Below are 21,390 nucleotides of genomic sequence, written 5' to 3' on the forward strand. Positions count from 1 at the left end.
GAATGAATTCGCCCCCACAAAAGAATGGCCTGCAGAACACCCCTATAGAAAAGCGGCGACCTCGATGGTCAGCTCAAAGGCAAATCGCTCCCACAGAAATTTCTGGAATACGGCAGCGATCTGCATCGATCTAGTGAAAATCCCGACTCCTGATATCGAGACCGCTGAGCAAGGGGGTCAGGTCGCTCAGGCGACGGGCGATGAGGTGGCGAACGCCGTCCACCGATTCCAGCCGGCCCTCCACCTGCAGGAGTTGCGAGCTCAGCAGCACCCGGCGCTGGCGCTCGGCGAGGTCGTGCCAGACCACCACATTGACCATGCCGAACTCGTCTTCCAGGGTCACGAAGATCACCCCGCTGGCCGTCTGCGGGCGCTGGCGTCCGACTGCCAGGCCGGCAACGCGGGCGTTCCGTCCATGCTCCAGCGCCAGGATTTCCCGCGAGCTGCGGCAACGTCGTTTGCGCAGTTCGCTCCGTAGCAGGGCCATGGGGTGCGGTCCGAGGGTGGTGCCCAGCGTGGCGTAGTCGGTCAGCATGTCTTCACCGACGCTGGGCAGCGGCAAGGGCACCTGGGTTTCCTCCTGCTCCGGCAGATCGGCGAAGAGCGGCGCCTGCACCTCCACCCCGGCTACCGCCCAGCGCGCCCGATGGCGGTGTCCGGCCAGGCCGCGCAGGGCGCCGGAATCGGCCAGCAGTTCGCGGGCGCGGGCATCCAGACGGGCACGCTGGATAAGGTCGCCCACGCTGCTGAACGCCCTCGCCTGCCGCACCTCTTCGATACGCCGCGCATCGTCTTCACGAAAACCACGCACCATCCGCAGGCCGAGGCGAATGGCCAGTTCGCTCCCCTCCCCCGTGGGCTCCAGGGAACAATCCCAATCGGAATGCCGCACATCCACCGGGCGCACTTCGAGGCCATGGCGGCGGGCGTCCTGCAGCACCTGGTCCGGGCTGTAGAAACCCATGGGCCAGCTGTTGATCAGGGCACAGGCATAGGCGGCCGGCTCATGGCATTTCAACCAGCAACTGGCATAGGTGAGCAGCGCGAAGCTGGCGGCATGGGACTCGGGGAAGCCATAACTGCCGAAGCCCTTGATCTGCTCGAAGATCTGATCGATGAACGCCTGTTCATAGCCCTTGGCGCGCATCCGCGAGGTCAGCCGTTCGCGATGGTGTTCCAGGCCGCCGTGGCGCTTCCAGGCCGCCATGTTGCGGCGCAGTTCGTCGGCCTCGCCGGGGCTGTAGTCGGCGGCGACCATGGCCAGTTGCATCACCTGCTCCTGGAACAGCGGCACGCCCAGGGTTCGCTTGAAAACGGGGATGAGCTCGTCCTTGGGATAGGTCACCTCTTCCTCGCCCTTCCGCCTGCGCAGGTAGGGATGGACCATGTTGCCCTGGATGGGTCCCGGCCGGACGATGGCGACCTGGATCACCAGGTCATAGAAGGTCCTGGGTTTCAGGCGCGGCAGCATGGACATCTGTGCCCGCGACTCGATCTGGAATACACCGATGGTGTCGGCGCGGCCGATCATCTCGTAGGTGGCCGGGTCTTCCTTGGGCAAGGTGGCCAGGGTCCAGCGGGTGCCGCGGTAGTGCTCGATCAGGCCGAAGCAGCGGCGCAGGGCACTGAGCATGCCGAGGGCCAGCACATCCACCTTGAGCAGGCCCACCAGGTCGAGGTCGTCCTTGTCCCACTGAATGACGGTGCGCTCGGCCATGGTGGCGTTCTCCACGGGCACCAGGCTGGCCAGCGGTGCTTCGGAAATCACGAAGCCGCCGGGGTGCTGCGACAAGTGACGGGGAAAGCCGATCAGTTCGTTGGTCAGCGCCACCACGCGGCGCAGCACCGGGCTCTCCGGATCGAAGCCAACCTCACGCAGGCGCTCCGCCGACGGGGGCTTGTCGCTCCAGCCGCCACAACAGTCGGCGAGTGCGTTGACCTGGTCCGGCGGCAGGCCGAGGGCCTTGGCCACATCACGCACGGCACCCGCACCGTGGTAGGTGTTGACCACGGCGGTGAGCGCCGCCCTGCCCCGGCCATAGCGGTTGAACAGGTACTGGATGACCTCTTCGCGGCGCTCGTGCTCGAAGTCGACGTCGATATCCGGCGGCTCGTTGCGCTCCCGTGACATAAAGCGCTCGAACAGGAGTTCGGTGAAGACGCAGGGGTCCAGTTCGGTTATCCCCAGGGCGAAGCACACCACCGAGTTGGCCGCCGAACCCCGCCCCTGGCAAAGGATGTGCCGGCTGCGGGCGAACTCGACGATGTCGTACACCGTGAGGAAGTAGCTCTCGTAACCCAGCTCGGCGATCAGCGAGAGTTCCTTCTCCACCAGCGCTCGCGCCTTCTGCGGGACCCCGTCCGGCCAGCGCCTGAGCATGCCCTTCTCTGTTTCTGCGCGCAGCCAACTGCCTGGGCTGTGGCCTTCCGGCACTAGCTCGCGGGGGTACTGGTAATCCAGCTGCCCGAGGTTGAAAACGCAGCGACGGGCGATGCGTATCGACTCGGCCAGCAGTTGGGCCGGGTAGAGGCCGGCCAACACGTCGCGAGGGCGCAGGTGCCGCTCGCCATTGGGGAACAACCGGTACCCGGCCTCCGCCACTGTGCAGTGGTGGCGCACGGCGGTCATGCAATCCTGCAGGGCGCGGCGGCCACGGGCATGCATGTGCACATCGCCCGTCGCCACGGGCGGAATACCGATACGCTCGGCCAGGGCCAGCAGGTTCGTCAGGCGGCTGGCGTCGTCCGCGCCCTGGTGCAGCTCCACCGCCAGCCACAGACGGTGGGGGAAGCACTGGTGCAACCAGAGGCCATCGCGATCGTCGTTTTCCCGTTCGGGTATCCAGAGGGCCAGCAGACCGTCCATGGGTTCGGCCAGGTCATCCCGCAGCAGGCGGTACTCCCCCTTCTTCGCCCGCCGCCGGGCCTGGGTGATGAGACGGCAAAGACGCTGGTAGCCGGCCAGGTTCTCCACCAGCAGTACCAGCCTGGGGCCGCCGTCGACGTGCATTTCGCTGCCGATCACCAGGGGCACTTCGGTTTCCTTCGAGGCTTGCCAGGCCCGGACGATGCCGGCCAGGGTGCATTCGTCGGTGATCGCCAATGCCTCGTAGCCATGCTTCCTGGCGCGCTGGAACAGCTCACTGGCGCTGGAGGCCCCGCGCTGGAAGCTGAAGTTGGACAGGCAATGCAGCTCGGCGTAGGCGCTCATGCGAACCAGCCCTGCAACGACAGCGGCCCCTCCCCGTTCACCCTACGGAAGGCCCAGCCACGCTGGCCATTGCGGGTTTCCACCAGGTAGTAGTCGCGGCGCACATCGCCACCATCCCACCAGCCGGATTCGATCCGCTCGGGGCCGGCGAGAATGCGCACGGACGACTCCCGCAGGACCACGGGTTCGCGCAGCAGCCAGCCGGGACGGGGCGGACCGGGCGGGAACGGTGCCGACGGCGCTTCGGCATCCAGTTGCCAGGCGCATTCGGGGCGGTGATCGGCACGGGCCGCCAGGCTATGCACCGCATCGTCCCCGAGACGTGCCCGCAGGCGTTCACGCAGTTGTTCCCAGGGCAAGGATTGCTGCGGGCGCTCGTCGAACAGCTCACGCCGTTCCGGCACGAAGGCCGGCAAGTCCCGCGCCTGCAGGCGGAAGGCACGCACCGGGGCCGGCACCTGCAACTGCTCCAGGCGTCCACGCGCCAGTTCGAAGAGCATGGCCGCCTCACGCTCGGCACTGAGCAGCCCCACCGGTACCAGGGTATCGGCGAGATCACGGTGCTCCAGGGAGAGCGTGAAACGCTGCACACCGCTGTCACGCCCGGCGAGGAAGGCGGCCAGGTCAGCGGTGAGGCGGCGCAGGGGGAAGAGCAGCGCCTGATGGGACTCCACTTCGAAGTTCAGCTCGATGCGCAGGTCGAACACATCCGGCGGCCGGTAATACTCCAGCGCCAGCGGAAGCTCGCCGAGCAGGGTGTCGAGGTGCTGCAACACCTCTCCCGGGAAGCGACGGGCCACCGTATCCCGTGGCAGCGCCAGCACCTGTTCCAGGTTGCGCAGCCCCATACGGGAAAAGGCGGTGGCGGTCTCCCGCGCCAGCCCGGCGCGATCCACCGGCATGCGCCCAAGCGCCTCGCGTAGATCATCCTGACTCGTCACCGCCAGGCCATCGTAGGCATTGGCAAGCATCCGCGCCGCCGCCGGATTGGGCGCAGCGACGATGCGATGGCGAAAACCAAGCGCCGTCAGCTCCCGTCGGAGCCGTACCTCGAAGCGTGGCCAGGGACCGAACAGGGCGAAGCTGGATTCCACCTCCAGCAGTAGGCAGCGCGGGTAGCGCAGGCTGACCTGGGAACTGAAACGATAGGCCCAGGCGGCGAGCAACTGTTGCCAGCGCTCGACCTCTGCCGGGTCGTACTCGACCAGGGCGAAATCGCGGGTCAGGGCATGGGCGGCGGTGAGTGACTGGCCAGGGCGCAAACCCAGTGCCCGGGCCTTGGGATTGAGGGCGCGCAGCACGCGACGCTGCGGGGTGCCGGTCACCAGCGCCAGGGGTGCTTCGGGGTCGGGGTGGCCGCGCAGTACGCCATCCAGCGCCAACTGCGGCAGCAATATGCAAGCCCAGCGCATACGTCATCGGGCCAGGGCGATGGGGGCCGCGGGTGGCAGGCCGCCCCGACACTTGAGCACCCGCAATTGCGCCGGCCACCCATCGACGGCGATGCGCACGGCCGCCGGCGACGGGTTCAGGGCGGCCTCCAGAGGGCGATAGGCGAAGGCCAGTGTCTGCCCGGTTTCCGCGGCCACCTGCAAGCGACGCAGGGCGCGATCGTCAACCTGCTGTGGCCAGCAGAGCACCGCGCCGCAGCTGCCGGAACGCAGGCATTGCTCCGCTGCCCAGAGGGCATCGCGACCGCTCGCCTCTACCAGCGCCAGCCAGCGCAGGTCCACGCCAGCCGCCTGCCAGGCCTGTGGATAAGGGATATGCGGGGGCGCCACCAGCACCACGCGCTCAGCACTGGCGGTCAGCCGCGCCAAGGTGGGCCAGAGCAGGCGCAGTTCACCCAGGCCCGTGGCTGGGGTGAGGATTTCGCTGAGTGCGGCTGCGGGCCAGCCACCGCCGGGCAAGACCCGATCCAGGGCGGCCAGGCCAGTGGGTTGCTCGCTGCTGGACGGCAATGCGCCGGGCTGGCCTTTCCAGACCCGCCGCTCATTGAGCAGGGTATCGAGGGCAATGACAGCGCCCATCAGTCCCGCTCACTGCCAGAAGAGAAAAACGGCAGCCCCGGGGCGGGGCTGCCGAAAGGGCCAGGAACAATCATCAAGGCCATTGGGGGAAATCCTACGAATACTGTATTTATATACAGTAAATCGCAGAGATTTCCCACGGTCAATTCAGATAAGACAGAAGGCCTGCGAAAGCACGAATGCCCCGCAGGCCAGACGCCTCTCCGTCATTTCACGTAGTGATTACCCCAGCGCTCGGCCTGGCGCACCGACTGCTGACGCAGGGTGGTTGCGCCCTTCGCCTGCTCGGCGGCCGCGGCGATCTCGTCATCGATGATCTTCGTCGACAGCGACAGCCAGCTGGTGGCGAACGCCATGGCATCGCCGTTGATCTCCAGGGCGTTCAGGTCGATGTTGGCGGTGGTGTCGCAGCCCTGGTGGTAGCACGGGTCGAAGGGTTGGCCGGCAGCGCCGCCATACCTTTGTGCCTGCTCCTCGCTCTTGATGTCTTCGGCGCCCGTGAACAGGCCACCGAAGGGAATGCCCACCTCGAAGAACTGCGCATAGTCGGAGCGGAAGTCGATCTGGGTACCTTCGAACGGCTCGCTGCGAAGCGTGAAGTAGGCTTCGAACAGGCGCTCGATGGCAGCCGAACCGGCCGGACCCTGCAGGCCGAAGGAAGAGCCGTCGCCGTCATAGATGAAGTTGCCGAAGTTCGGTGAACCGATCATGTCGAAGTTCAGGTACGCCTTGATCTTCTTCCGTTCCTCATCGCTCAGGCTGTTGACGTAGAACGTCGAGCCGACCAGCCCCGACTCCTCGGCACCCCACCAAGCGAAGCGCACCTTGTTCTGCGGGTGCGCCTTGCGCAGGAGTACGGCCATTTCCAGCAAGGCCGCGCTGCCCGAGCCGTTGTCGTTGATGCCGGGCCCTTCGAATACCGAGTCCAGGTGAGCGCCGGCCATCACCACGTTCTTCGGATCGCCACGCCGGGTTTCGGCCACCAGGTTGAAGGTCTGCGTCTTCTCGCGAATCACATCCGCCACCATGCGCAACTGCAGACCAAGGGTCTGGGACCAGGCCACGCCGTTGTCATAGGTGGCGAACAGCACCGGAATGCCACCCTCGTAGGTGTCGCCCAGGGTGACGTTCTCCAGGCCCTTGCGGTCCTCGGTGTTGCCCTGGTTGAAGATGATCACGCCCGCTGCACCCGCGGCAGCGGCGTTCTCCGCCTTCACCTCGAAGTTGCAGCTGCCACGCTGGACCAGGGCGATGGCGCCACTGGGGAAGCCGGCGAAATCTTCCACCTCGCAACCGCTGGTGGAGGTGTTGCCGGCCCCGAGGGACAGGTCCACCGCCACGACCTGGGCGCTGACGTCACCGGGGTCCGTCTGCGACAGGTAGTTGAAGTCCTCCTCCCAGACGTATTCCGCCGGCTGCGGCGTCAATGCCTGCAGGGTGCCCGGCCCCTTGGGAAAGTAGGCGGTGAAGGGGAACGGCTGTACCCGCACCTGGTAGCCGGCGCGCTCCAGAGTCTGCTTCACGTAGTCGATTGAGGCCTGGTAGCCCGGCAGGCCGGCGGCGCGATTGCCATCGTTGAGCGTGGCGATGTCCTGCAACTCCTGCAGGCGGTGCATCACATTGCCCGCCTCCAGGCAACGCGGCAGGCCCAGGGGCGTGCCGACCAGCAACGGCGATTTGCAAATGGCGGGGTTGGGTTTACCGGGACTCCAGAACTCGCCAAAGGCATCGCCATCAGGCGCCGGCGCAGCAAGGGTGGAGGTGGAAGCAGCAAGAACGAGGGAACCAACAACACGTCTGACGTTGTACTTGTGGGTCATGACTTCAATCCTTGTGAAGTGGTTGTAGGTGGCCTGCCATGGCGTTGCGCCACTGTCCTGTACGGCTTCCTCTGGGGCAGACCTAGGAGAACAGACTGGTGCAAGGTCATTCGGTTCTTACTGTTTCGTGCCGAAAACGTGCACTTTGTCGCCTTTTTAACGAAAGATCGCCGGAGATAGGCCATCACTTAGCCACTAGATCGCCATCCACCTCACATCACCGACCCCATAGAGAGCTCCGCACAACCTCTATGCTGTAACCAGTTCGAGCACAGGACCCCGCCATGTGTGGACGCTATGTCAGCCCTTCCGAGCGCGCCATCGAAGACTATTGGCACATCGGCGCCCGGGACTCGGGGCGCTGGATCCAGAGCTTCAACGTGGCCCCTACCACCCGCGTGCCGGTACTGCGGCTCGACAGACAGGGCGAACTGGAGCTGATAGATGCCCGTTGGGGGTTGATCCCGTCCTGGTGGAAAGAGGAAAAGCCACCACTTCATGCCTTCTTCGCCCGCAGTGAAGAAGCCGCCGGCAAGCCACTGTGGCGCCAGGCCCTGCGCAGCCAGCGCTGCCTGATGCCCGCCCAGGGCTGGTATGAATGGAACCCGCAAGAGCAGGTACGCAATGCGAGCGGTCGCCTGGTCCATCAGCCCTACTACCTCTACAGCCCGAATGACCCGGTGCTGGCGATCGCCGCCATCTGGGCCTCGTGGAGGGGGCCGGATGGTCAGGAAGTCACCTCCTGCGCCCTCCTCACCCGAGACGCCGCGCCCTCCATCAGCGCCATCCACCACCGCATGCCCGTGATACTCCCCCCGGAAGAATTCAGGTCGTGGCTCGCGCCCGGCACAGCGGAAGATCAGGTGCAGCACGCCATCGGCCAGGCGCGGGGAGACTTCACCGGCCACGCGGTTTCCACACGCGTGAACAGTGCCCAGAACGATGATGAGGGATTGATCGAGGCGATTACCGAGCCGGAGTCCTGAGGGGGAGTTACTCGCCGACCACCAGTCGCAATCGCGCGGGCTCAGCTGTTCGGCTGTCGATGTACGAATAGAGCGTCGCGTATGCGCTGATCGCAATACGCTCGCTCAGGATGAGCCGCTTGAACTCCACCATCTGGTCATCCGACCAAGGCACTGCGGCTTCTTCCAGGAAGGCCACCATGGCGATGTGCGCGGCAGATACGTTGAGCGAGAGCTGACGCAGCTCCGCCCAGTAAACCGGTTCGATCACGAATCGCTCCTGGTGCATCACATAACCAGATGCACTTGATTAGCAATAGCGCAGCTGGTACGGATGCGCCAGAAAGCCGGCGAAATTCTGACGGAGCGTCACCTCCCTCGAAATCACACGCTTTCCCTCCGTCGCCCAAGGAAAAACGGGAATACACTTATCCGGGACAGGCAGTGGCCACCTGGGCGAAGGATGCCCTCTCCTGTCGTGGCCTCCGCTCCAGGCGCCCTGCCTCAACGGCCAGCCAGCTGCGTGCCGACTGGCCAATTGCACCAGTCTGGAGCAACAGCCATGAACCACACATCCCCTGGTTTCTGTTCAGCATCCATCCGTAGCGGCAGCATCCTGATACTTTCCACCCTGCTGATTGCAACAGGCTGTAGCACTCACAACCCCGACATCAGATCCAGCCGAGACGGAACCTCTGGCGTCACCAGCAAGGCGAGTCCCGACTACCTGAACTGTGTGAAAGGCGAAATCCGAACGGACGCCCAGACCTTCACCTCGGAAGAAAACGGCAAGACGCTGCTGTTCGTCGGCAACACCGACCCCGCCAAAGCCTCCGGCCTGGTCGAACTCTCCAGTGGCCAGGGCCAGAACCAGTACTCCGTCTTCCAGCGCAATGCCTGGCAGGATAAAGGCCGGCTGATCAACGCCGCGCGCATGTGCTCCAGTGCGTGAAGGTGTTTCTTCAAGCGCTAAAGCAGAAACCCCGCAGGCCAGAGGTCTGCGGGGTTTTCATTTCTGGGGCTACAACTGCCAGAGCGGGTCGTTCGCCATCAATGCCGCCGCCCAGTCGGCGAATGCCCGCACCCGGGCCGACAGATGCCGTGAGTAGGGATACACGAGACTGATCGGCATGCTGCCCAGCGCCCAGCCAGGCAGCACCTCGACCAACCTTCCTGCCTGAAGGTGCGCACTGGCTTCCGCAAGCGGCACTGAAACGATGCCAAGCCCTGCCAATCCCGCCGTCCGGTACGCACCGCCATGGTTGAAACGCATCGCCGGCAACTGGTCGATCGTGAAGCTTTCGTCGCCCCGCCGGAGGACAGGGGTCATTTGCTTGCCCGAGCCAGGGAAGGTGAAACCGAGATACCGGTGCTGCAGCAAATCGACCGGGTCGAGTATCGGCGCCGAGTCGCTCAGGTAATCCGGTGACGCACAAAGGCAGAACCGCATCTGCCCGACGGGGCGGCACACCAGCCCCTGATCGGTGACCGGCCCGCCCCGGAACGCGCAGTCGATGCCTTCCTGCACGAGGTCGATCACGCGCTCGCTGCAACCGATGTCCAGCTGGATCTGTGGATGCAGCGTGGCGAAGTCCGGCAACGACGGGATGATTAGAGACGTACCGACCGGGGAGGGCATCTCCACCCTCACCCTCCCCCGCGCCACGCTTCGGCTTTGCGCGACCGAGGCTTCCAGTTCGTCGAGGTCATCCAGAACCGCACGCGCGCGCTCATAGTAGGCAGCGCCATCGGTGGTCGGCGCCACCCTTCTGGTGGTCCTGTGCAGGAGCTTCACGCCCAGAAGCGATTCGAGCCCCTGGATCTGCCCGGAAATCGTCGTCTTCGCCACGCTCAGCGACTCCGCTGCACCCGTGAAGCTTCCCACTTCGACGATGCGGCAGAACGCGCGCATCGCCTCCAATCGATCAAACGCCATGATTGTCTGACTTTCCGCACAATGAAAACGATCTGACCCAGTTTATCCAGACCATAGCCCCCAATAAAGTCACTCCAACACCGAAGTCCTTCGGTCACCTGGAGAATGAAAATGAGCTCGAAACGCCTCAACTATTACCAAGCCGCTCCTCAAGCCATGAAAGCCATGATGGGTCTGGAGAAAGCCGCTTCCGAATCCATCCTCCCGCGTTCCCTGCGCGAGCTGGTGCGTATCCGGGCCTCGCAGATCAATGGCTGCGCCTACTGCGTCGACATGCACACCACTGACGCAAGCAAGGAGGGAGAAACCCTTCGACGCCTGATGGCAGTGAGTACCTGGAAGGAAACGCCGTTCTTCGACGAACGCGAGCGTGCCGCCCTGCAGTGGACCGAGACACTGACCCTGGTTGCAACCGCCCATGCGCCGGATGAGATCTACGAAGCAGTGGCCGCCGTGTTCAGTGACCAGGAGTTGGCGGAACTGACTTTCGTCATCGCAGCAATCAATGCGTGGAACCGTTTTGGTGTGGGTTTCGCCATGCAGCCGGAGTAAGCAGTCAAGGCAAGCAGAAAAGAAAAAGCCCCGCAGGCTTTCGACTGCGGGGCTTTCTGGACATGGCGGGAGAATAGCAATCGAAACCAGAGCTTCGATACCCGGCTGGAGCGCCCTGTTAGATGCCAGAATAGAAACCATAGCTTCGTTTCACACAAAAAAGCAGTGCTATCCCTTAAAACTGAAACCATAGTTTCGATTCAGCTTGACCACGCCTTGCTACCTCCTACAATCGAAACCATAGCTTCGAAACGGACATCCCAAATGGATCAGCACTCGCACGTCCCCGTTCGCACACCGGAAGATCTTGGAAAGGTCGTTCGCGAGGTACGGAAAACGCAGCACATTCGCCAGGAGGACATGGCAATGCTGATTGGCAAAAGCCACGTGCATCTGCGCGATATCGAAAAGGGCAAGCCAACAGTCTCCCTGGGGAGCGTTCTGCAACTGCTCGATGAGTTGGGTATCAGGGTCTATCTGGACGTGCCGAAGCCATGAGGCAGTTGGAAGTCACCCTAAACAATGAGCATATCGGCAGCCTGATCGACCAGAACGGTGTATGGGCGCTCGCGTATTCATCTGACTGGCTGAATAACCCCCGATCATTCGACCTCTCACCCACCCTTCCCCGCTCTGCAGGCCGGGTCGTGGATAGCTCTACGGATCGCCCTGTTCAGTGGTTCTTCGACAACCTGCTACCAGAAGAGCAGGCCCGCCAGTTGCTGGCCAGCGACGCGAGAATCGAGTTTGCAGATGCCTTCGGACTCCTGGGCTACTACGGTGCTGAATCGGCGGGAGCCATCACGCTTCTGCCAGGATTTGAACCAATAGCCGATGGCGGGCTCCAGCCGCTCCCTGACGACGTGCTCAGCCAGCGAATCAGAAACCTCCCCCGGGTATCGCTGACCACCGGAGCACCCAAGCGAATGTCGCTGGCAGGCGCCCAACACAAGTTGCCTGTCGTGGTCCTGGACGGCGTGCTGTACGAGCCAATCGGCAGCCGGCCATCAACTCACATCCTCAAGCCAAACCATCCGGAAACAGACCAGTACGACAACAGCGTGGCCAATGAATGGTTCGTTATGTCTGTCGCCCAAATGGCCAGGCTAAACACTGCCCCCGTTGCACTTCACCGCGTCCCGGAGCCGGTTTATCTGATTGAGCGTTTTGACAGGCAAGTAGTCGATGGCCAGCTGAAACGCTTGCATGTCCTGGACGGTTGCCAGTTGCTGGGACTGGATCGCCAGTTCAAATACCAACAGGCCTCGATGAAGACGCTTCGGCAAATCGTCAGCATCTGTCGCCGGAAAGCCGAGGCACGAATCCAGCTATTCAATTGGCTGGTTTTCAACATCCTGGTCGGCAACAACGACGCCCACCTGAAGAACCTCTCTTTTTACGTCACATCGGACGGCGTTGACCTTGCGCCCCACTACGACCTGCTCTGCACAGCGATATATACCGCCAGCAAGGAATCGCCCCCCTGGCTGGACGCTGAGCTGGTATGGAAGGTGGAAGGCATGCGAACACACACCGAAGTGACCAGGGAGCATGTGCTCTTCATGGGCAGCCACCTCGGACTACCGAATAAGATTGCCGCCAAGCTGATGGATGAGCTTGTGAAGGCAACCTTGGAGGCAGCCGATCATCTGCTGCAAAGCCTGCCAGAGCACTTCCTTGCCGGTGAGAGATACCTGCTGCGTCGAATTGTTCATGGCGTCATGCGAGACATGGCTGCAAAGCTGCGTACTCCCTGACTCACGGGGAACGCCAAGGCATGAAGACCAAGCCAGTTGTCCCCCGGGCTCTGGCCCACCTGAGTGAAGCAACTGAGCAAGCCGTACTGGGGTTTTCGACACTCTGGGGCAAGCCAAAAAGCAAAAACCCCTGAAACTCTAAGAATTTCAGGGGTTTAGGCTATTGAATATGGCGGGAAGATAGGGATTTGAACCCTAGGTGCCATTGCTGACACAACGGATTTCGAATCCGTCCCGTTCGGCCACTCCGGCATCTTCCCGAACGGCGCGCATGATACCAGTTCATCGCCCATTGGCGAAGCCCGTAGGGGAGATTTTTTCGCGTGGTTTCAGATGGTTGCGGTGCGAGAGAGATCGCTACGCGATTCTTGGCGAACGAATTCGCCCCTGCAGCGAGGGGCGAATTCCGGGAGGAGCGATCAGGAAGTCAGCTTGGTCAGGGCTTCGCGGTACTTGTCGGCGGTTTTCTGGGCGACGTCCGCGGGTACGGCCGGGGCCGGCGGTTCCTTGTTCCAGCCGGTGGATTCCAGCCAGTCGCGCACGAACTGTTTGTCAAAGCTCGGCGGGTTCTTGCCTTCGACGTAGCTTTCCACCGGCCAGAAACGGCTGGAGTCGGGGGTCAGCACTTCGTCCATCAGGGTCAGGGTGCCGTCTTCGTCGATGCCGAACTCGAACTTGGTGTCGGCAATGATGATGCCGCGGGTGGCGGCGTATTCGACGGCGGTGCTGTACAGGGCGATGGCGGTGTCACGGACCTTGGCGGCCAGTTCCTTGCCGATGATGGCTTCGCACTGTTCGAAGGAGATGTTCTCGTCGTGGTCGCCGACAGCGGCCTTGGTCGAGGGGGTGAAGATGGGTTGCGGTAGCTTGGAGGCTTCCTTCAGGCCGGCCGGCAGCTGGATGCCGCAAACGGTGCCGGTCTTCTGGTATTCCTTCCAGCCCGAGCCAACGATGTAGCCACGCACGATGGCTTCGACAGCGACGGGTTTGAGGCGCTTGGCGACTACAGCACGGCCTTCCACCAGGGGCAGTTCAGCGGCGGGAACGACATCTTCCACCTTGTCGCCGGTGAAGTGATTGGGGACGACGTCGGACAGCTTGTCGAACCAGAAGTTGGAGATGGCGGTCAGGATCTTGCCCTTCTCCGGAATCGGCTGGTCGAGGATCACGTCGAACGCGGAAAGGCGGTCAGTAGCGACCATCAGCATGCGCTTGTCGTCGATTTCGTAGAGGTCGCGAACCTTCCCCGAGTAGATCTTCTTCAGGCTGAGTGTGGTGGGTGTGCTCATGTCGTTTTCCGCCTTTATCAAACGAAACAGGCGAAACCCGGGGGTTTCGCCTTGTTGTTTCCACGATCCGCCGCTGGGCGGCGTACCTCTTGCTCTTAGCCGAGGTTTTCCTGGATCAGGGTCAGCACGCGGCGCGCCACATCGGCGGGGGCCACGGTGTTGATGTCCTTCTCCACGGTCACCTGAACGGTATCGCCAACGCGGGTCAGGCGGACCTGGTAGCGTTCGGCACGGGCTTCGATTTCTTCTGCGCTGGAGTCGCTGCCCCAGAGGCTGCTGAAGAAGCCGGGTTTCTCGTCTTTCTTCTCGGCGCCTTCGGCGAGGTTGATGTAGTACACACCCAGGCTGCGGTTGATGTCGTCGACGCGGACATCGCCGGTTTCCAGGGCGCGACCGACGCTGGACCAGGAACGGTCGAAGTCGGCGCCGAGGCTGAGCATGGGGTTGCCGTTACCGTCTTCGGAAAGGGTCACGCGGCTCGGCGCATCGAAGTCGCGGGCGGCGAGCAACGACACGGACCCGCCCTGCTCGGAGCTGCGGGCCATGCTGGCAAGCATTTCGTCCAGCAGAGCGGCTTCCAGGCTCGCGTTGTCGGAACGGCTCGGCCAGCCAGTATCGGCGGTGCTGCCAGCCGGACGGCTGACAGTGGTCACGAAGATTTCGCTGGTGTTGCGCTGCACGCCCGGCTCGATACGCACACGGGCGCGGACTTCGCTGTCCGGCTCGACGTCGCTCACGCGGCTACCCAGGCGACGGGCCAGGGAACCGGAAAGCTGGTCGAGACGCTGCCAGTCGGTGCTGAACTCGCCGGTCTGCGGACGCTCGTCGGCAATACGGAAACCGCCGTTCTCGAAGAACTGGCGGGCCACAGGCCAGACTTCAGCCGGAACACGCTGGGCAACCACCCAACGGGAATCGCCGCTCTTCTGCAGGCTGTAGTCGCTGACTTCACCCTTGCCCTGCAGGGCCTGCGGACGGGGTACTTCGTATTCACCTTCAGCGCGGGTGTCGGCAACGTTCATCGGTACCGGCAGCAGCGGGTCGAGCGGTTTGGCATCAACGTCCGGCGGAAGCTGCATGGGAGCCGTCTGGCGAGATTCCAGGTAATCGCTGCCGCGATCACGGAAATAGCCATCTTTGCCCCAGAGCCAGCCGCAACCGCTGGTGCTGGAAATGATCAGGGCGAGAGCGGAGAGTCCGGCCAGTCGCTTCATGCGGAATGTTTCCTTGGATTAGGCAAGTACGCCGGACTGGCGCATGGCTTGGCGCAGAGGCTCGTGGCAACGCGGGCTGAGCCAGGTCAACGGCAGGCGAATGCCGTCGGGCATCAGACCCATTTCGTGCAGGGCGAACTTCACCGGAATCGGGTTGGACTCGATGAACAGTGCCTTGTGCAGCGGCATCAGCTTGTCGTTGATGGCGCGAGCGACTTCGGCGTCGCCACGCATGGCGGCAGCGCAGAGGTCGGCCATGGCGCGCGGGGCAACGTTGGCGGTAACCGAGATATTGCCCTTGCCGCCCATCAGCATCAGTTCGACGGCAGTGGCGTCGTCACCGGAGTAGACGAGGAAATCCTTGCTGACGCGGTTCAGTACTTCCTGGCCTCGCTGCAGGTCGCCAGTGGCTTCCTTGATGCCGATGATGTTGCTGATCTTCGACAGGCGCTCGACAGTTTCCGGGAGCATGTCGCAGACGGTGCGGCCCGGTACGTTGTAGAGGATCTGCGGGATAGCGACGGCTTCAGCGATGTGGCGGAAGTGCTGGTACAGGCCTTCCTGGGTCGGCTTGTTGTAGTACGGGGTCACCAGCAGGCAGGCATCGGCGCCGACGTTCTTGGCGGCGGCGGTGAGTTCGACCGACTCACGGGTGGAGTTGCCACCGGTGCCGGCGATGACCGGGATGCGGCCATTGACCTGATCGACGACGCGGCGGATCACTTCGACGTGCTCATTGACGTCAAGCGTGGCGGACTCGCCCGTGGTGCCGACGGCGACTATGGCGTTGGTGCCCTCTTGAAGATGGAAGTCGACGAGTTTGGAGAGGCTGTCCCAGTCCAATTGACCCTGCGCATCCATGGGCGTAACCAGTGCCACCATACTGCCCGCAATCATGCAACCGCTCCTGCCGGAAAAAGAGAGCCGTAATGGTACTGTCGGCTCTGGCCTTGCACAAGGTGAACGCAAGCGCCGTCAGGCGGTTACGGCATTTCCCTCGGCGACGCTTTTCGCTAACCTTCCCCGTTTGAACAGTGTGGCTCCGGCCGCCCTCCCCTCGCTCTAGGAATGCTGCATGTCCACCACCCCGCCCCGCGAACAATTCCTTTTGATCAGTGCCCTCGGCCGCAACCCGATGGAGCTGACCAACGTGCTGTGCCGCGCCAGCCAGGAAAACCGTTGCGCAGTGGTCAGCAGCCGCTTGACCCGCCACGGCGAATTCAGCGCCCTGGTGCTGCAGGTTTCCGGCAGTTGGGACGGACTGGCACGCCTAGAAGCGGGTATGGCGGCACTGGCCAAGCGCCACGGCTTCACCGCCAACGTCACCCGCAGCAGCGCCATGGAAACACGCCCGCAGGCACTGCCCTACGTGGCCTATATCAGCGCCGCCTATCGCCCGGACATCCTCAACGAACTGTGCCAGTTCTTCATCGACCACCGCGTCGAGCTGGAGAACCTCACCTGCGACACCTATCAGGCGCCTCAGACCGGCGGCACCATGCTCAACGCCACGATCACCGTGACCCTGCCCGCCGGCACCCAGATCAGCTGGCTGCGTGACCAGTTCCTGGACTTTGCCGACGCCCTGAACCTCGACGCCCTGATCGAACCCTGGCGCCCGCAACACCCCTGAGGAGCAAGCAGACATGGCCGTTTCCCTGAATCAATCCATCACCGACTTCACCGCCCAGGCCACGAGTGGCCTGGAGGTCAGCCTGTCCGCGCTCAAGGGCAAGCAGGTAGTGCTTTATTTCTATCCCAAGGACAGCACCCCCGGCTGCACCACCGAAGGCCAGGGTTTTCGTGACCAGCATGCCGCCTTCCTGGCTGCGAACACCGCCATCTTCGGTGTCTCCCGCGACAGCATGAAGTCCCACGAGAACTTCAAGTGCAAACAGGAATTCCCCTTCGAGCTGATCTCCGACAAGGATGAATCGCTCTGCCAGCTCTTCGACGTGATCAAGCTGAAGAAGCTCTACGGCAAGGAATACATGGGCGTTGACCGCAGCACCTTCCTCATTGACAAGGACGGCGTCCTGCGTCAGGAGTGGCGCGGCGTAAAGGTACCCGGCCACGTCGACGCCGTGCTCGCCGCCGCCCAGGCATTGAACAAGGGCTGATCCCGCCCCAATGAAAAAGGCCGCAATCGCGGCCTTTTTTCATTTATCCGGTCAAGGAATGCGCTGTCCGGGCTAATCCTCACTGCACCACGGCATTTCCAGGGCCAGCCCGAGGCCAGGCATCCAGCACGGCCTTGAACAGGGTGGCCAGGGGAATGGCGAAGAACACTCCCCAGAAGCCCCAGAGCCCACCGAACAGGAGCACGGCGCAGATGATCGCCACCGGATGCAGGTTCACCGCTTCGGAGAACAGCAGTGGCACGAGGACGTTGCCGTCCAGGGTCTGGATTACGGTGTAGACCACCATCAGGTAGATGAACTGGTCGCTCCAGCCCCACTGGAACAGCGCGATCAAGGCGACAGGAACGGTCACCACCACGGCGCCGATGTAAGGCACGACCACCGAGAGCCCCACCAGCAGGGCCAGCAGCGCCGCGTAATTCAGGCCGAGCCAGACGAACGCTACGTAGGTCACCGCACCACAGATGACGATTTCGATCACCTTGCCGCGAATGTAGTTGGCGATCTGGATGTTCACTTCGTCCCAGACCTGTGTCATCAAGCCGCGCTCGCTGGGCAGGTAACCACTGATCCAGCGCCCGATCAGCACCCGATCCTTGAGGAAGAAGAACACCAGGATCGGCACCAGGACCAGGTAGATCATGATGTTGACCAGCAACGGCAGGCTGGACAGTGAGAACGTCAGCGCCCACTGGCCGAACTTGGCGACTTCGCTGCGGGTGACCTCGATGGCCTTGAGCACCTGCTCATCGGTCACCAGATGCGGATAGCGCTCGGGCAGGAGCAGCAGCAACGACTGCCATTCGCCCAGCATCCCGGGCAGTTCCTGGAACAGTTTGCTCAGCTGCTGCCAGAGCAACGGCACCAGGACACCGATAATCAGGGCCAGTGCACCAATGAACAGGGCGAAGACTATCCAGACCGCCAGGGACTGTGGCAGTCGCAGGCGCTCCAGCAGGTTGACCAGGCCCTGCATGAGAAAAGCCAGGACCATTCCCGCCAACACGGGCGCCAGCATGTTGCCGAGGGTAAGTACGACGGTGAAGCCGAGAACGAGGACCACGGCCAGCACAACGGCTTCTTCGTCAGAGAAGTAGCGCTGGACCCAGTCGCGAAGCACCTTGAGCATCAGAATTCCTTGAATGGCCCGCAACAGCGGGCCCGGGTCAGGCCTTGCGCAACCAGTAGCGGAAGACGCCGTCTTCGACCTCTTCGCGCAGCAACTGGTGCCCGGCCAACTGCGCGAAAGCACGGAAATCACGCTGGGACCCAGCGTCGGTAGCGATCACCTTGAGCACTGCGCCACTGTTCAGCCGATTGAGCTCGAGCTTGGCCTTGAGCAGGGGCAACGGGCAGTTCAGTCCGCTGGCATCCAGCTCGACGTCGAAATCGTCGGTTCGACTGGAGGTGTCAGTCATGGTGAGTCTCCGGGAAGGCGCCTGGCGGGTCGTTCGGGAAGGTCCCGGGGCGGAAATACTTGAGCGGGCGGTTAGGATACCGAAGGCAGAGCTTCGCTGGCCAGCCAGCAGCGCTGGAGGCTACAGTTAGGCCTTTGCCGCCAACGAGCCCAGTGCATGAATCTTCTGCGCCCCACTCTGCTGACGCTTGCCTGTTTTTTCGCTCCACCCCTGATCGCCGATGATCTGCCGTCGCTGGGGGATTCCAGCTCTTCCATCGTATCCCCGGAACAGGAACACCAACTTGGTCGCGCCTGGCTGAGCCTGCTGCGCGGCCAGGTGCCGCAACTCAATGACCCGCAACTGAAGGACTACGTGGAGTCCAGCGTCTATCGACTGGCCGAAACCAGCCAGCTGCAGGATCGCCGCCTGGAGTTCGTTCTGCTCAACAGCCCGCAATTGAACGCCTTCGCCGCTCCGGGCGGGATCATCGGCGTCAACGGCGGCCTCTTCATCTATGCACCTACCGAAGCCGAGTACGCCTCGGTGCTGGCCCACGAATTGGCGCACTTGTCGCAACGCCACTTCGCCCGTGGCGTAGAAGCCCAGCAGCGCATGCAGATTCCGGTGATGGCCGCGATGCTTGCAGGTATCGTCGCCGCTGCAGCCGGCGCCGGCGATGCCGGCATGGCGGCGATCATGGGTACCCAGGCCGCGGCTATCCAGGAACAGCGCCGCTTCTCCCGGCAGAACGAACAGGAGGCCGACCGCATCGGCCTGCTCAATCTGGAAAAGGCCGGCTACGACCCTCGCGCGATGCCGCGCATGTTCGAGCGCCTGATGCGCCAGTACCGCTATGACGCCAAGCCGCCGGAATTCCTCCTGACTCACCCGGTGACCGAAAACCGTATCGCCGATACCCGCAACCGCGCTGAACAGCTGCCGCCAGGTGGCGTTGAGAACAGCCTGCGCTATCAACTGATGCGCGCCCGCGTGCAGCTCATGTTCGAGGAGACCCCCGGTATCGCCGCCAAGCGCTTTCGCGCCCAGCTCGAGGAAGACCCGAAGCTGGACGCCGCCCGCTATGGTCTGGCGATCGCCCAGATCAAGGGCGGCCAACTCAACCAGGCGCGTGACAACCTGGCACCGCTCCTGGCCAAGGCGCCCAACGAGATCGTCTACAACCTGGCGCAGGTGGACCTCGACATCACCGCCAATCGCCTGCCCGATGCCCAGCAACGCGTTGACCGCCTGCTCGCCCAGTACCCCAACAACTACCCGCTGAAACAGATGCGCAGCGACCTGCTGATCAAGCAGAACAAGGCGAAGGACGCGGAGAAGGTACTCGACGGGCTGCTGAAGAGCCGACCGAACGATCCGGATGTGTGGTACCAGGTGGCGGAGGTACGCGGACTGGCTGGCAACACTATCGGCTTGCACCAGGCCCGTGCCGAGTACTTCGCTCTGGTGGGCGACTACGACCAGGCCATCGAGCAGTTGGACTTCGCCAAACGTCGTGCCGGCAGCAACTTCCCCCTCGCTGCGCGCATCGATGCCCGCCAGCAGGAAATGGCCGACCAGCAGAGGATGCTCAAACAGATGATGCGTTGATCGAGGCTGCTCCCTCGATTGGCCCAGACACAAAAAAGCCCGGACAAGTCCGGGCTTTTTCATGGGACGGAATCAGGCGTTACCGGCCTGCTTCATGCGTGCGGCCTGGGTGAAGTCCAGCATGCGCTTCAGCGGCTTGATCGCCTTCGGAATCAGCGCCGGATCGACGAAGATTTCGTTCGTGCCTTCGCGCAGGCACTGCAGGGTGCGTTCCAGGGTGTTCATGGCCATCCACGGGCAGTGGGCGCAACTGCGGCAGGCGGCACCATTGCCGGCGGTCGGGGCCTCGACGAACTGCTTGTCGGGGCACAGCTGCTGCATCTTGTAGAAGATGCCGCGATCAGTGGCAACGATGAACATCTTGTTCGGCAGCGTCTGCGCCGCCTTGATCAGTTGGCTGGTGGATCCGACCGCGTCGGCCAACTCGATCACAGCCTCAGGAGATTCCGGGTGCACCAGCACCGCCGCATCGGGGTACAGGGCCTTCATATCCTGCAGCTGCTTGGCCTTGAACTCTTCGTGGACGATGCAGGCACCGTCCCAGAGCAGCATGTCGGCCCCGGTTTCACGCTGGATATATCGGCCCAGGTGCTGGTCCGGCGCCCAGATGATCGTTTCGCCGTTGTCCATCAGGCTCTCGACGATTTCCAATGCGCAACTGGAGGTCACGACCCAGTCGGCACGGGCCTTCACGGCTGCGGAGGTGTTCGCATAGACAACCACGGTGCGCTCCGGATGCTGATCACAGAACGCCGAGAACTCATCGACGGGGCAACCCAGGTCCAGGGAGCAGGTCGCTTCCAGGGTTGGCATCAGAACGCGTTTTTCCGGGTTGAGGATCTTCGCGGTCTCGCCCATGAAGCGAACACCGGCAACGACCACGGTCTTTGCCGGGTGCTGGTTACCGAAGCGGGCCATTTCCAGGGAATCGGAGACGCAGCCACCGGTTTCCTCTGCCAGCGCCTGGATGACCGGGTCGCAGTAATAGTGCGCGACCAGAACCGCGTCACGGGCCTTCAGTTCAGCAGCGATAGCGGCACGGTAGTGCGCCTCCTCCTCGGCCGTCAGCGGTTTGGGCTGCTTGGCGGCAAGGTGGGCCTGGACCAGAAAGCGTTCGGAAAGCTGTGTCATGGGAGCGGGACCTGCGAGCGCGACGGCGCGAAGACGATTATACATCCGCCTCTGTAGCCAAGGGGCCACGTGGGGCGGCGGATGATAACGCAGATTTGGCGGCGCTGGGACAGGGCTGGCAAGCGCCATCCATCAGGTACGCCCGAGGCATTCCATGAGCGACTCGAAGCCCAGGAACGAAAAAGCCCGCCTTGAAAGGCGGGCTTTTGAAGTTGGTGGGTCGTGTAGGATTCGAACCTACGACCAATTGGTTAAAAGCCAACTGCTCTACCGACTGAGCTAACGACCCAACGCGAGGCGCATGATACTGATTTTATTCAGGAATTCAACACCCCT

The 21,390-nt window shown here is 62.9% G+C and carries 20 protein-coding genes and 2 tRNA genes; 8 read left to right on the forward strand and 14 right to left on the reverse strand.

Annotation, left to right across the window (positions count from 1 at the left end; translation table 11 throughout):
• Positions 1-130: 130 nt before the first annotated feature.
• The 4 genes from DM872_RS14680 to DM872_RS14695 all read right to left on the reverse strand — a co-directional run bounded on the left by DM872_RS14680 (position 131) and on the right by DM872_RS14695 (position 7,061).
• Positions 131-3,211 carry an error-prone DNA polymerase gene (locus DM872_RS14680; protein ID WP_179060184.1) on the reverse strand — a complete coding sequence of 1,027 codons (3,081 nt, stop codon included), beginning with the start codon at positions 3,209-3,211 and terminating at the stop codon, positions 131-133.
• The gene (locus DM872_RS14685) at positions 3,208-4,623 is read right to left on the reverse strand and encodes a Y-family DNA polymerase (protein WP_179060185.1); all 1,416 of its coding nucleotides are present in this window, start codon (positions 4,621-4,623) and stop codon (positions 3,208-3,210) included. Before DM872_RS14685 ends, DM872_RS14680 begins: the two co-directional genes overlap by 4 nt.
• A gap of 3 nt (positions 4,624-4,626) precedes the next feature.
• On the reverse strand, positions 4,627-5,241 hold the full coding sequence (gene imuA, locus DM872_RS14690; RefSeq protein WP_179060186.1) for a translesion DNA synthesis-associated protein ImuA: 615 nt from the start codon (positions 5,239-5,241) through the stop codon (positions 4,627-4,629).
• A 206-nt stretch (positions 5,242-5,447) separates the two neighbouring features.
• Positions 5,448-7,061 carry a M28 family metallopeptidase gene (locus DM872_RS14695; protein WP_179060187.1) on the reverse strand — a complete coding sequence of 538 codons (1,614 nt, stop codon included), beginning with the start codon at positions 7,059-7,061 and terminating at the stop codon, positions 5,448-5,450.
• 284 nt (positions 7,062-7,345) lie between these two features.
• Between DM872_RS14695 and DM872_RS14700 the strand changes: the two genes are divergently transcribed.
• Positions 7,346-8,047: an SOS response-associated peptidase gene (locus DM872_RS14700; RefSeq protein ID WP_179060188.1), complete on the forward strand. Its 702-nt coding sequence runs from the start codon at positions 7,346-7,348 to the stop codon at positions 8,045-8,047.
• Between the two features lie 7 nt (positions 8,048-8,054).
• Here the strand turns inward: DM872_RS14700 and DM872_RS14705 are convergent, their stop codons facing one another.
• On the reverse strand, positions 8,055-8,297 hold the full coding sequence (locus tag DM872_RS14705; RefSeq protein ID WP_179060189.1) for a hypothetical protein: 243 nt from the start codon (positions 8,295-8,297) through the stop codon (positions 8,055-8,057).
• 291 nt (positions 8,298-8,588) lie between these two features.
• Between DM872_RS14705 and DM872_RS14710 the strand changes: the two genes are divergently transcribed.
• Positions 8,589-8,978, forward strand: a complete 390-nt coding sequence (locus tag DM872_RS14710) for a hypothetical protein (protein WP_179060190.1) — start codon at positions 8,589-8,591, stop codon at positions 8,976-8,978.
• A gap of 69 nt (positions 8,979-9,047) precedes the next feature.
• Here DM872_RS14710 and DM872_RS14715 read toward each other — a convergent pair whose 3' ends face one another.
• A complete protein-coding gene (locus DM872_RS14715) occupies positions 9,048-9,962 on the reverse strand; it encodes a LysR family transcriptional regulator (protein ID WP_179060191.1) in 915 nt (304 codons plus the stop codon).
• Positions 9,963-10,073: 111 nt separating this feature from the next.
• Here DM872_RS14715 and DM872_RS14720 point away from each other — a divergent pair, with 111 nt between their 5' ends.
• The 3 genes from DM872_RS14720 (at position 10,074) to DM872_RS14730 (ending at position 12,271) form a co-directional block, all read left to right on the forward strand.
• Positions 10,074-10,514: a carboxymuconolactone decarboxylase family protein gene (locus DM872_RS14720; protein WP_179060192.1), complete on the forward strand. Its 441-nt coding sequence runs from the start codon at positions 10,074-10,076 to the stop codon at positions 10,512-10,514.
• A 264-nt stretch (positions 10,515-10,778) separates the two neighbouring features.
• A complete protein-coding gene (locus DM872_RS14725) occupies positions 10,779-11,012 on the forward strand; it encodes a helix-turn-helix domain-containing protein (RefSeq protein WP_179060193.1) in 234 nt (77 codons plus the stop codon).
• On the forward strand, positions 11,009-12,271 hold the full coding sequence (locus DM872_RS14730; protein WP_179060194.1) for a HipA domain-containing protein: 1,263 nt from the start codon (positions 11,009-11,011) through the stop codon (positions 12,269-12,271). The genes DM872_RS14725 and DM872_RS14730 overlap by 4 nt, the downstream gene beginning before the upstream one ends.
• A gap of 170 nt (positions 12,272-12,441) precedes the next feature.
• On the opposite strand, the gene DM872_RS14735 is transcribed toward DM872_RS14730, so the two are convergent.
• The 4 genes from DM872_RS14735 to dapA all read right to left on the reverse strand — a co-directional run bounded on the left by DM872_RS14735 (position 12,442) and on the right by dapA (position 15,671).
• A tRNA-Ser gene (locus tag DM872_RS14735) sits at positions 12,442-12,531 on the reverse strand.
• Between the two features lie 159 nt (positions 12,532-12,690).
• Complete coding sequence (locus DM872_RS14740; RefSeq protein ID WP_077524002.1) at positions 12,691-13,560, reverse strand: phosphoribosylaminoimidazolesuccinocarboxamide synthase; 870 nt, start codon at positions 13,558-13,560, stop codon at positions 12,691-12,693.
• Between the two features lie 95 nt (positions 13,561-13,655).
• Positions 13,656-14,774, reverse strand: a complete 1,119-nt coding sequence (gene bamC, locus DM872_RS14745) for an outer membrane protein assembly factor BamC (RefSeq protein WP_179060195.1) — start codon at positions 14,772-14,774, stop codon at positions 13,656-13,658.
• Between the two features lie 18 nt (positions 14,775-14,792).
• Complete coding sequence (gene dapA, locus DM872_RS14750; RefSeq protein ID WP_179060196.1) at positions 14,793-15,671, reverse strand: 4-hydroxy-tetrahydrodipicolinate synthase; 879 nt, start codon at positions 15,669-15,671, stop codon at positions 14,793-14,795.
• 178 nt (positions 15,672-15,849) lie between these two features.
• Between dapA and DM872_RS14755 the strand changes: the two genes are divergently transcribed.
• Positions 15,850-16,407 (forward strand): glycine cleavage system protein R, encoded by a 558-nt coding sequence (locus DM872_RS14755; protein WP_179060197.1) that lies wholly within the window; start codon positions 15,850-15,852, stop codon positions 16,405-16,407.
• A 13-nt stretch (positions 16,408-16,420) separates the two neighbouring features.
• Positions 16,421-16,894: a peroxiredoxin gene (locus DM872_RS14760; protein ID WP_179060198.1), complete on the forward strand. Its 474-nt coding sequence runs from the start codon at positions 16,421-16,423 to the stop codon at positions 16,892-16,894.
• 79 nt (positions 16,895-16,973) lie between these two features.
• On the opposite strand, the gene DM872_RS14765 is transcribed toward DM872_RS14760, so the two are convergent.
• Both DM872_RS14765 and DM872_RS14770 read right to left on the reverse strand, forming a co-directional pair.
• Positions 16,974-18,044, reverse strand: a complete 1,071-nt coding sequence (locus DM872_RS14765) for an AI-2E family transporter (protein ID WP_179060199.1) — start codon at positions 18,042-18,044, stop codon at positions 16,974-16,976.
• A 37-nt stretch (positions 18,045-18,081) separates the two neighbouring features.
• A complete protein-coding gene (locus DM872_RS14770; protein WP_077524008.1) occupies positions 18,082-18,333 on the reverse strand; it encodes a sulfurtransferase TusA family protein in 252 nt (83 codons plus the stop codon).
• Between the two features lie 156 nt (positions 18,334-18,489).
• Between DM872_RS14770 and DM872_RS14775 the strand changes: the two genes are divergently transcribed.
• Positions 18,490-19,923 carry a M48 family metalloprotease gene (locus DM872_RS14775; RefSeq protein WP_179060200.1) on the forward strand — a complete coding sequence of 478 codons (1,434 nt, stop codon included), beginning with the start codon at positions 18,490-18,492 and terminating at the stop codon, positions 19,921-19,923.
• Positions 19,924-19,995: 72 nt separating this feature from the next.
• On the opposite strand, the gene nadA is transcribed toward DM872_RS14775, so the two are convergent.
• The gene (nadA, locus tag DM872_RS14780) at positions 19,996-21,054 is read right to left on the reverse strand and encodes a quinolinate synthase NadA (protein WP_179060201.1); all 1,059 of its coding nucleotides are present in this window, start codon (positions 21,052-21,054) and stop codon (positions 19,996-19,998) included.
• A gap of 213 nt (positions 21,055-21,267) precedes the next feature.
• Positions 21,268-21,343 (reverse strand) — tRNA-Lys (locus DM872_RS14785).
• Between the last annotated feature and the right edge of the window lie 47 nt (positions 21,344-21,390).

The organism is Pseudomonas taiwanensis (genome assembly GCF_013393345.1).
In the GTDB taxonomy this organism is placed as follows: domain Bacteria; phylum Pseudomonadota; class Gammaproteobacteria; order Pseudomonadales; family Pseudomonadaceae; genus Metapseudomonas; species Metapseudomonas resinovorans_C.

What these genes read in the sequence shown, in the direction of transcription:
- DM872_RS14695 (WP_179060187.1), bottom strand. Translation starts at nt 7,061, where the DNA reads ATGACCCACAAGTACAACGTCAGACGTGTTGTTGGTTCCCTCGTTCTT.
- nadA (WP_179060201.1), bottom strand. Translation starts at nt 21,054, where the DNA reads ATGACACAGCTTTCCGAACGCTTTCTGGTCCAGGCCCACCTTGCCGCC.
- DM872_RS14685 (WP_179060185.1), bottom strand. Translation starts at nt 4,623, where the DNA reads ATGCGCTGGGCTTGCATATTGCTGCCGCAGTTGGCGCTGGATGGCGTA.
- DM872_RS14725 (WP_179060193.1), top strand. Translation starts at nt 10,779, where the DNA reads ATGGATCAGCACTCGCACGTCCCCGTTCGCACACCGGAAGATCTTGGA.
- DM872_RS14700 (WP_179060188.1), top strand. Translation starts at nt 7,346, where the DNA reads ATGTGTGGACGCTATGTCAGCCCTTCCGAGCGCGCCATCGAAGACTAT.
- imuA (WP_179060186.1), bottom strand. Translation starts at nt 5,241, where the DNA reads ATGGGCGCTGTCATTGCCCTCGATACCCTGCTCAATGAGCGGCGGGTC.
- DM872_RS14715 (WP_179060191.1), bottom strand. Translation starts at nt 9,962, where the DNA reads ATGGCGTTTGATCGATTGGAGGCGATGCGCGCGTTCTGCCGCATCGTC.
- DM872_RS14760 (WP_179060198.1), top strand. Translation starts at nt 16,421, where the DNA reads ATGGCCGTTTCCCTGAATCAATCCATCACCGACTTCACCGCCCAGGCC.
- DM872_RS14770 (WP_077524008.1), bottom strand. Translation starts at nt 18,333, where the DNA reads ATGACTGACACCTCCAGTCGAACCGACGATTTCGACGTCGAGCTGGAT.
- DM872_RS14730 (WP_179060194.1), top strand. Translation starts at nt 11,009, where the DNA reads ATGAGGCAGTTGGAAGTCACCCTAAACAATGAGCATATCGGCAGCCTG.
- DM872_RS14765 (WP_179060199.1), bottom strand. Translation starts at nt 18,044, where the DNA reads ATGCTCAAGGTGCTTCGCGACTGGGTCCAGCGCTACTTCTCTGACGAA.
- DM872_RS14775 (WP_179060200.1), top strand. Translation starts at nt 18,490, where the DNA reads ATGAATCTTCTGCGCCCCACTCTGCTGACGCTTGCCTGTTTTTTCGCT.
- DM872_RS14710 (WP_179060190.1), top strand. Translation starts at nt 8,589, where the DNA reads ATGAACCACACATCCCCTGGTTTCTGTTCAGCATCCATCCGTAGCGGC.
- DM872_RS14755 (WP_179060197.1), top strand. Translation starts at nt 15,850, where the DNA reads ATGTCCACCACCCCGCCCCGCGAACAATTCCTTTTGATCAGTGCCCTC.
- dapA (WP_179060196.1), bottom strand. Translation starts at nt 15,671, where the DNA reads ATGATTGCGGGCAGTATGGTGGCACTGGTTACGCCCATGGATGCGCAG.
- DM872_RS14680 (WP_179060184.1), bottom strand. Translation starts at nt 3,211, where the DNA reads ATGAGCGCCTACGCCGAGCTGCATTGCCTGTCCAACTTCAGCTTCCAG.
- DM872_RS14720 (WP_179060192.1), top strand. Translation starts at nt 10,074, where the DNA reads ATGAGCTCGAAACGCCTCAACTATTACCAAGCCGCTCCTCAAGCCATG.
- bamC (WP_179060195.1), bottom strand. Translation starts at nt 14,774, where the DNA reads ATGAAGCGACTGGCCGGACTCTCCGCTCTCGCCCTGATCATTTCCAGC.
- DM872_RS14740 (WP_077524002.1), bottom strand. Translation starts at nt 13,560, where the DNA reads ATGAGCACACCCACCACACTCAGCCTGAAGAAGATCTACTCGGGGAAG.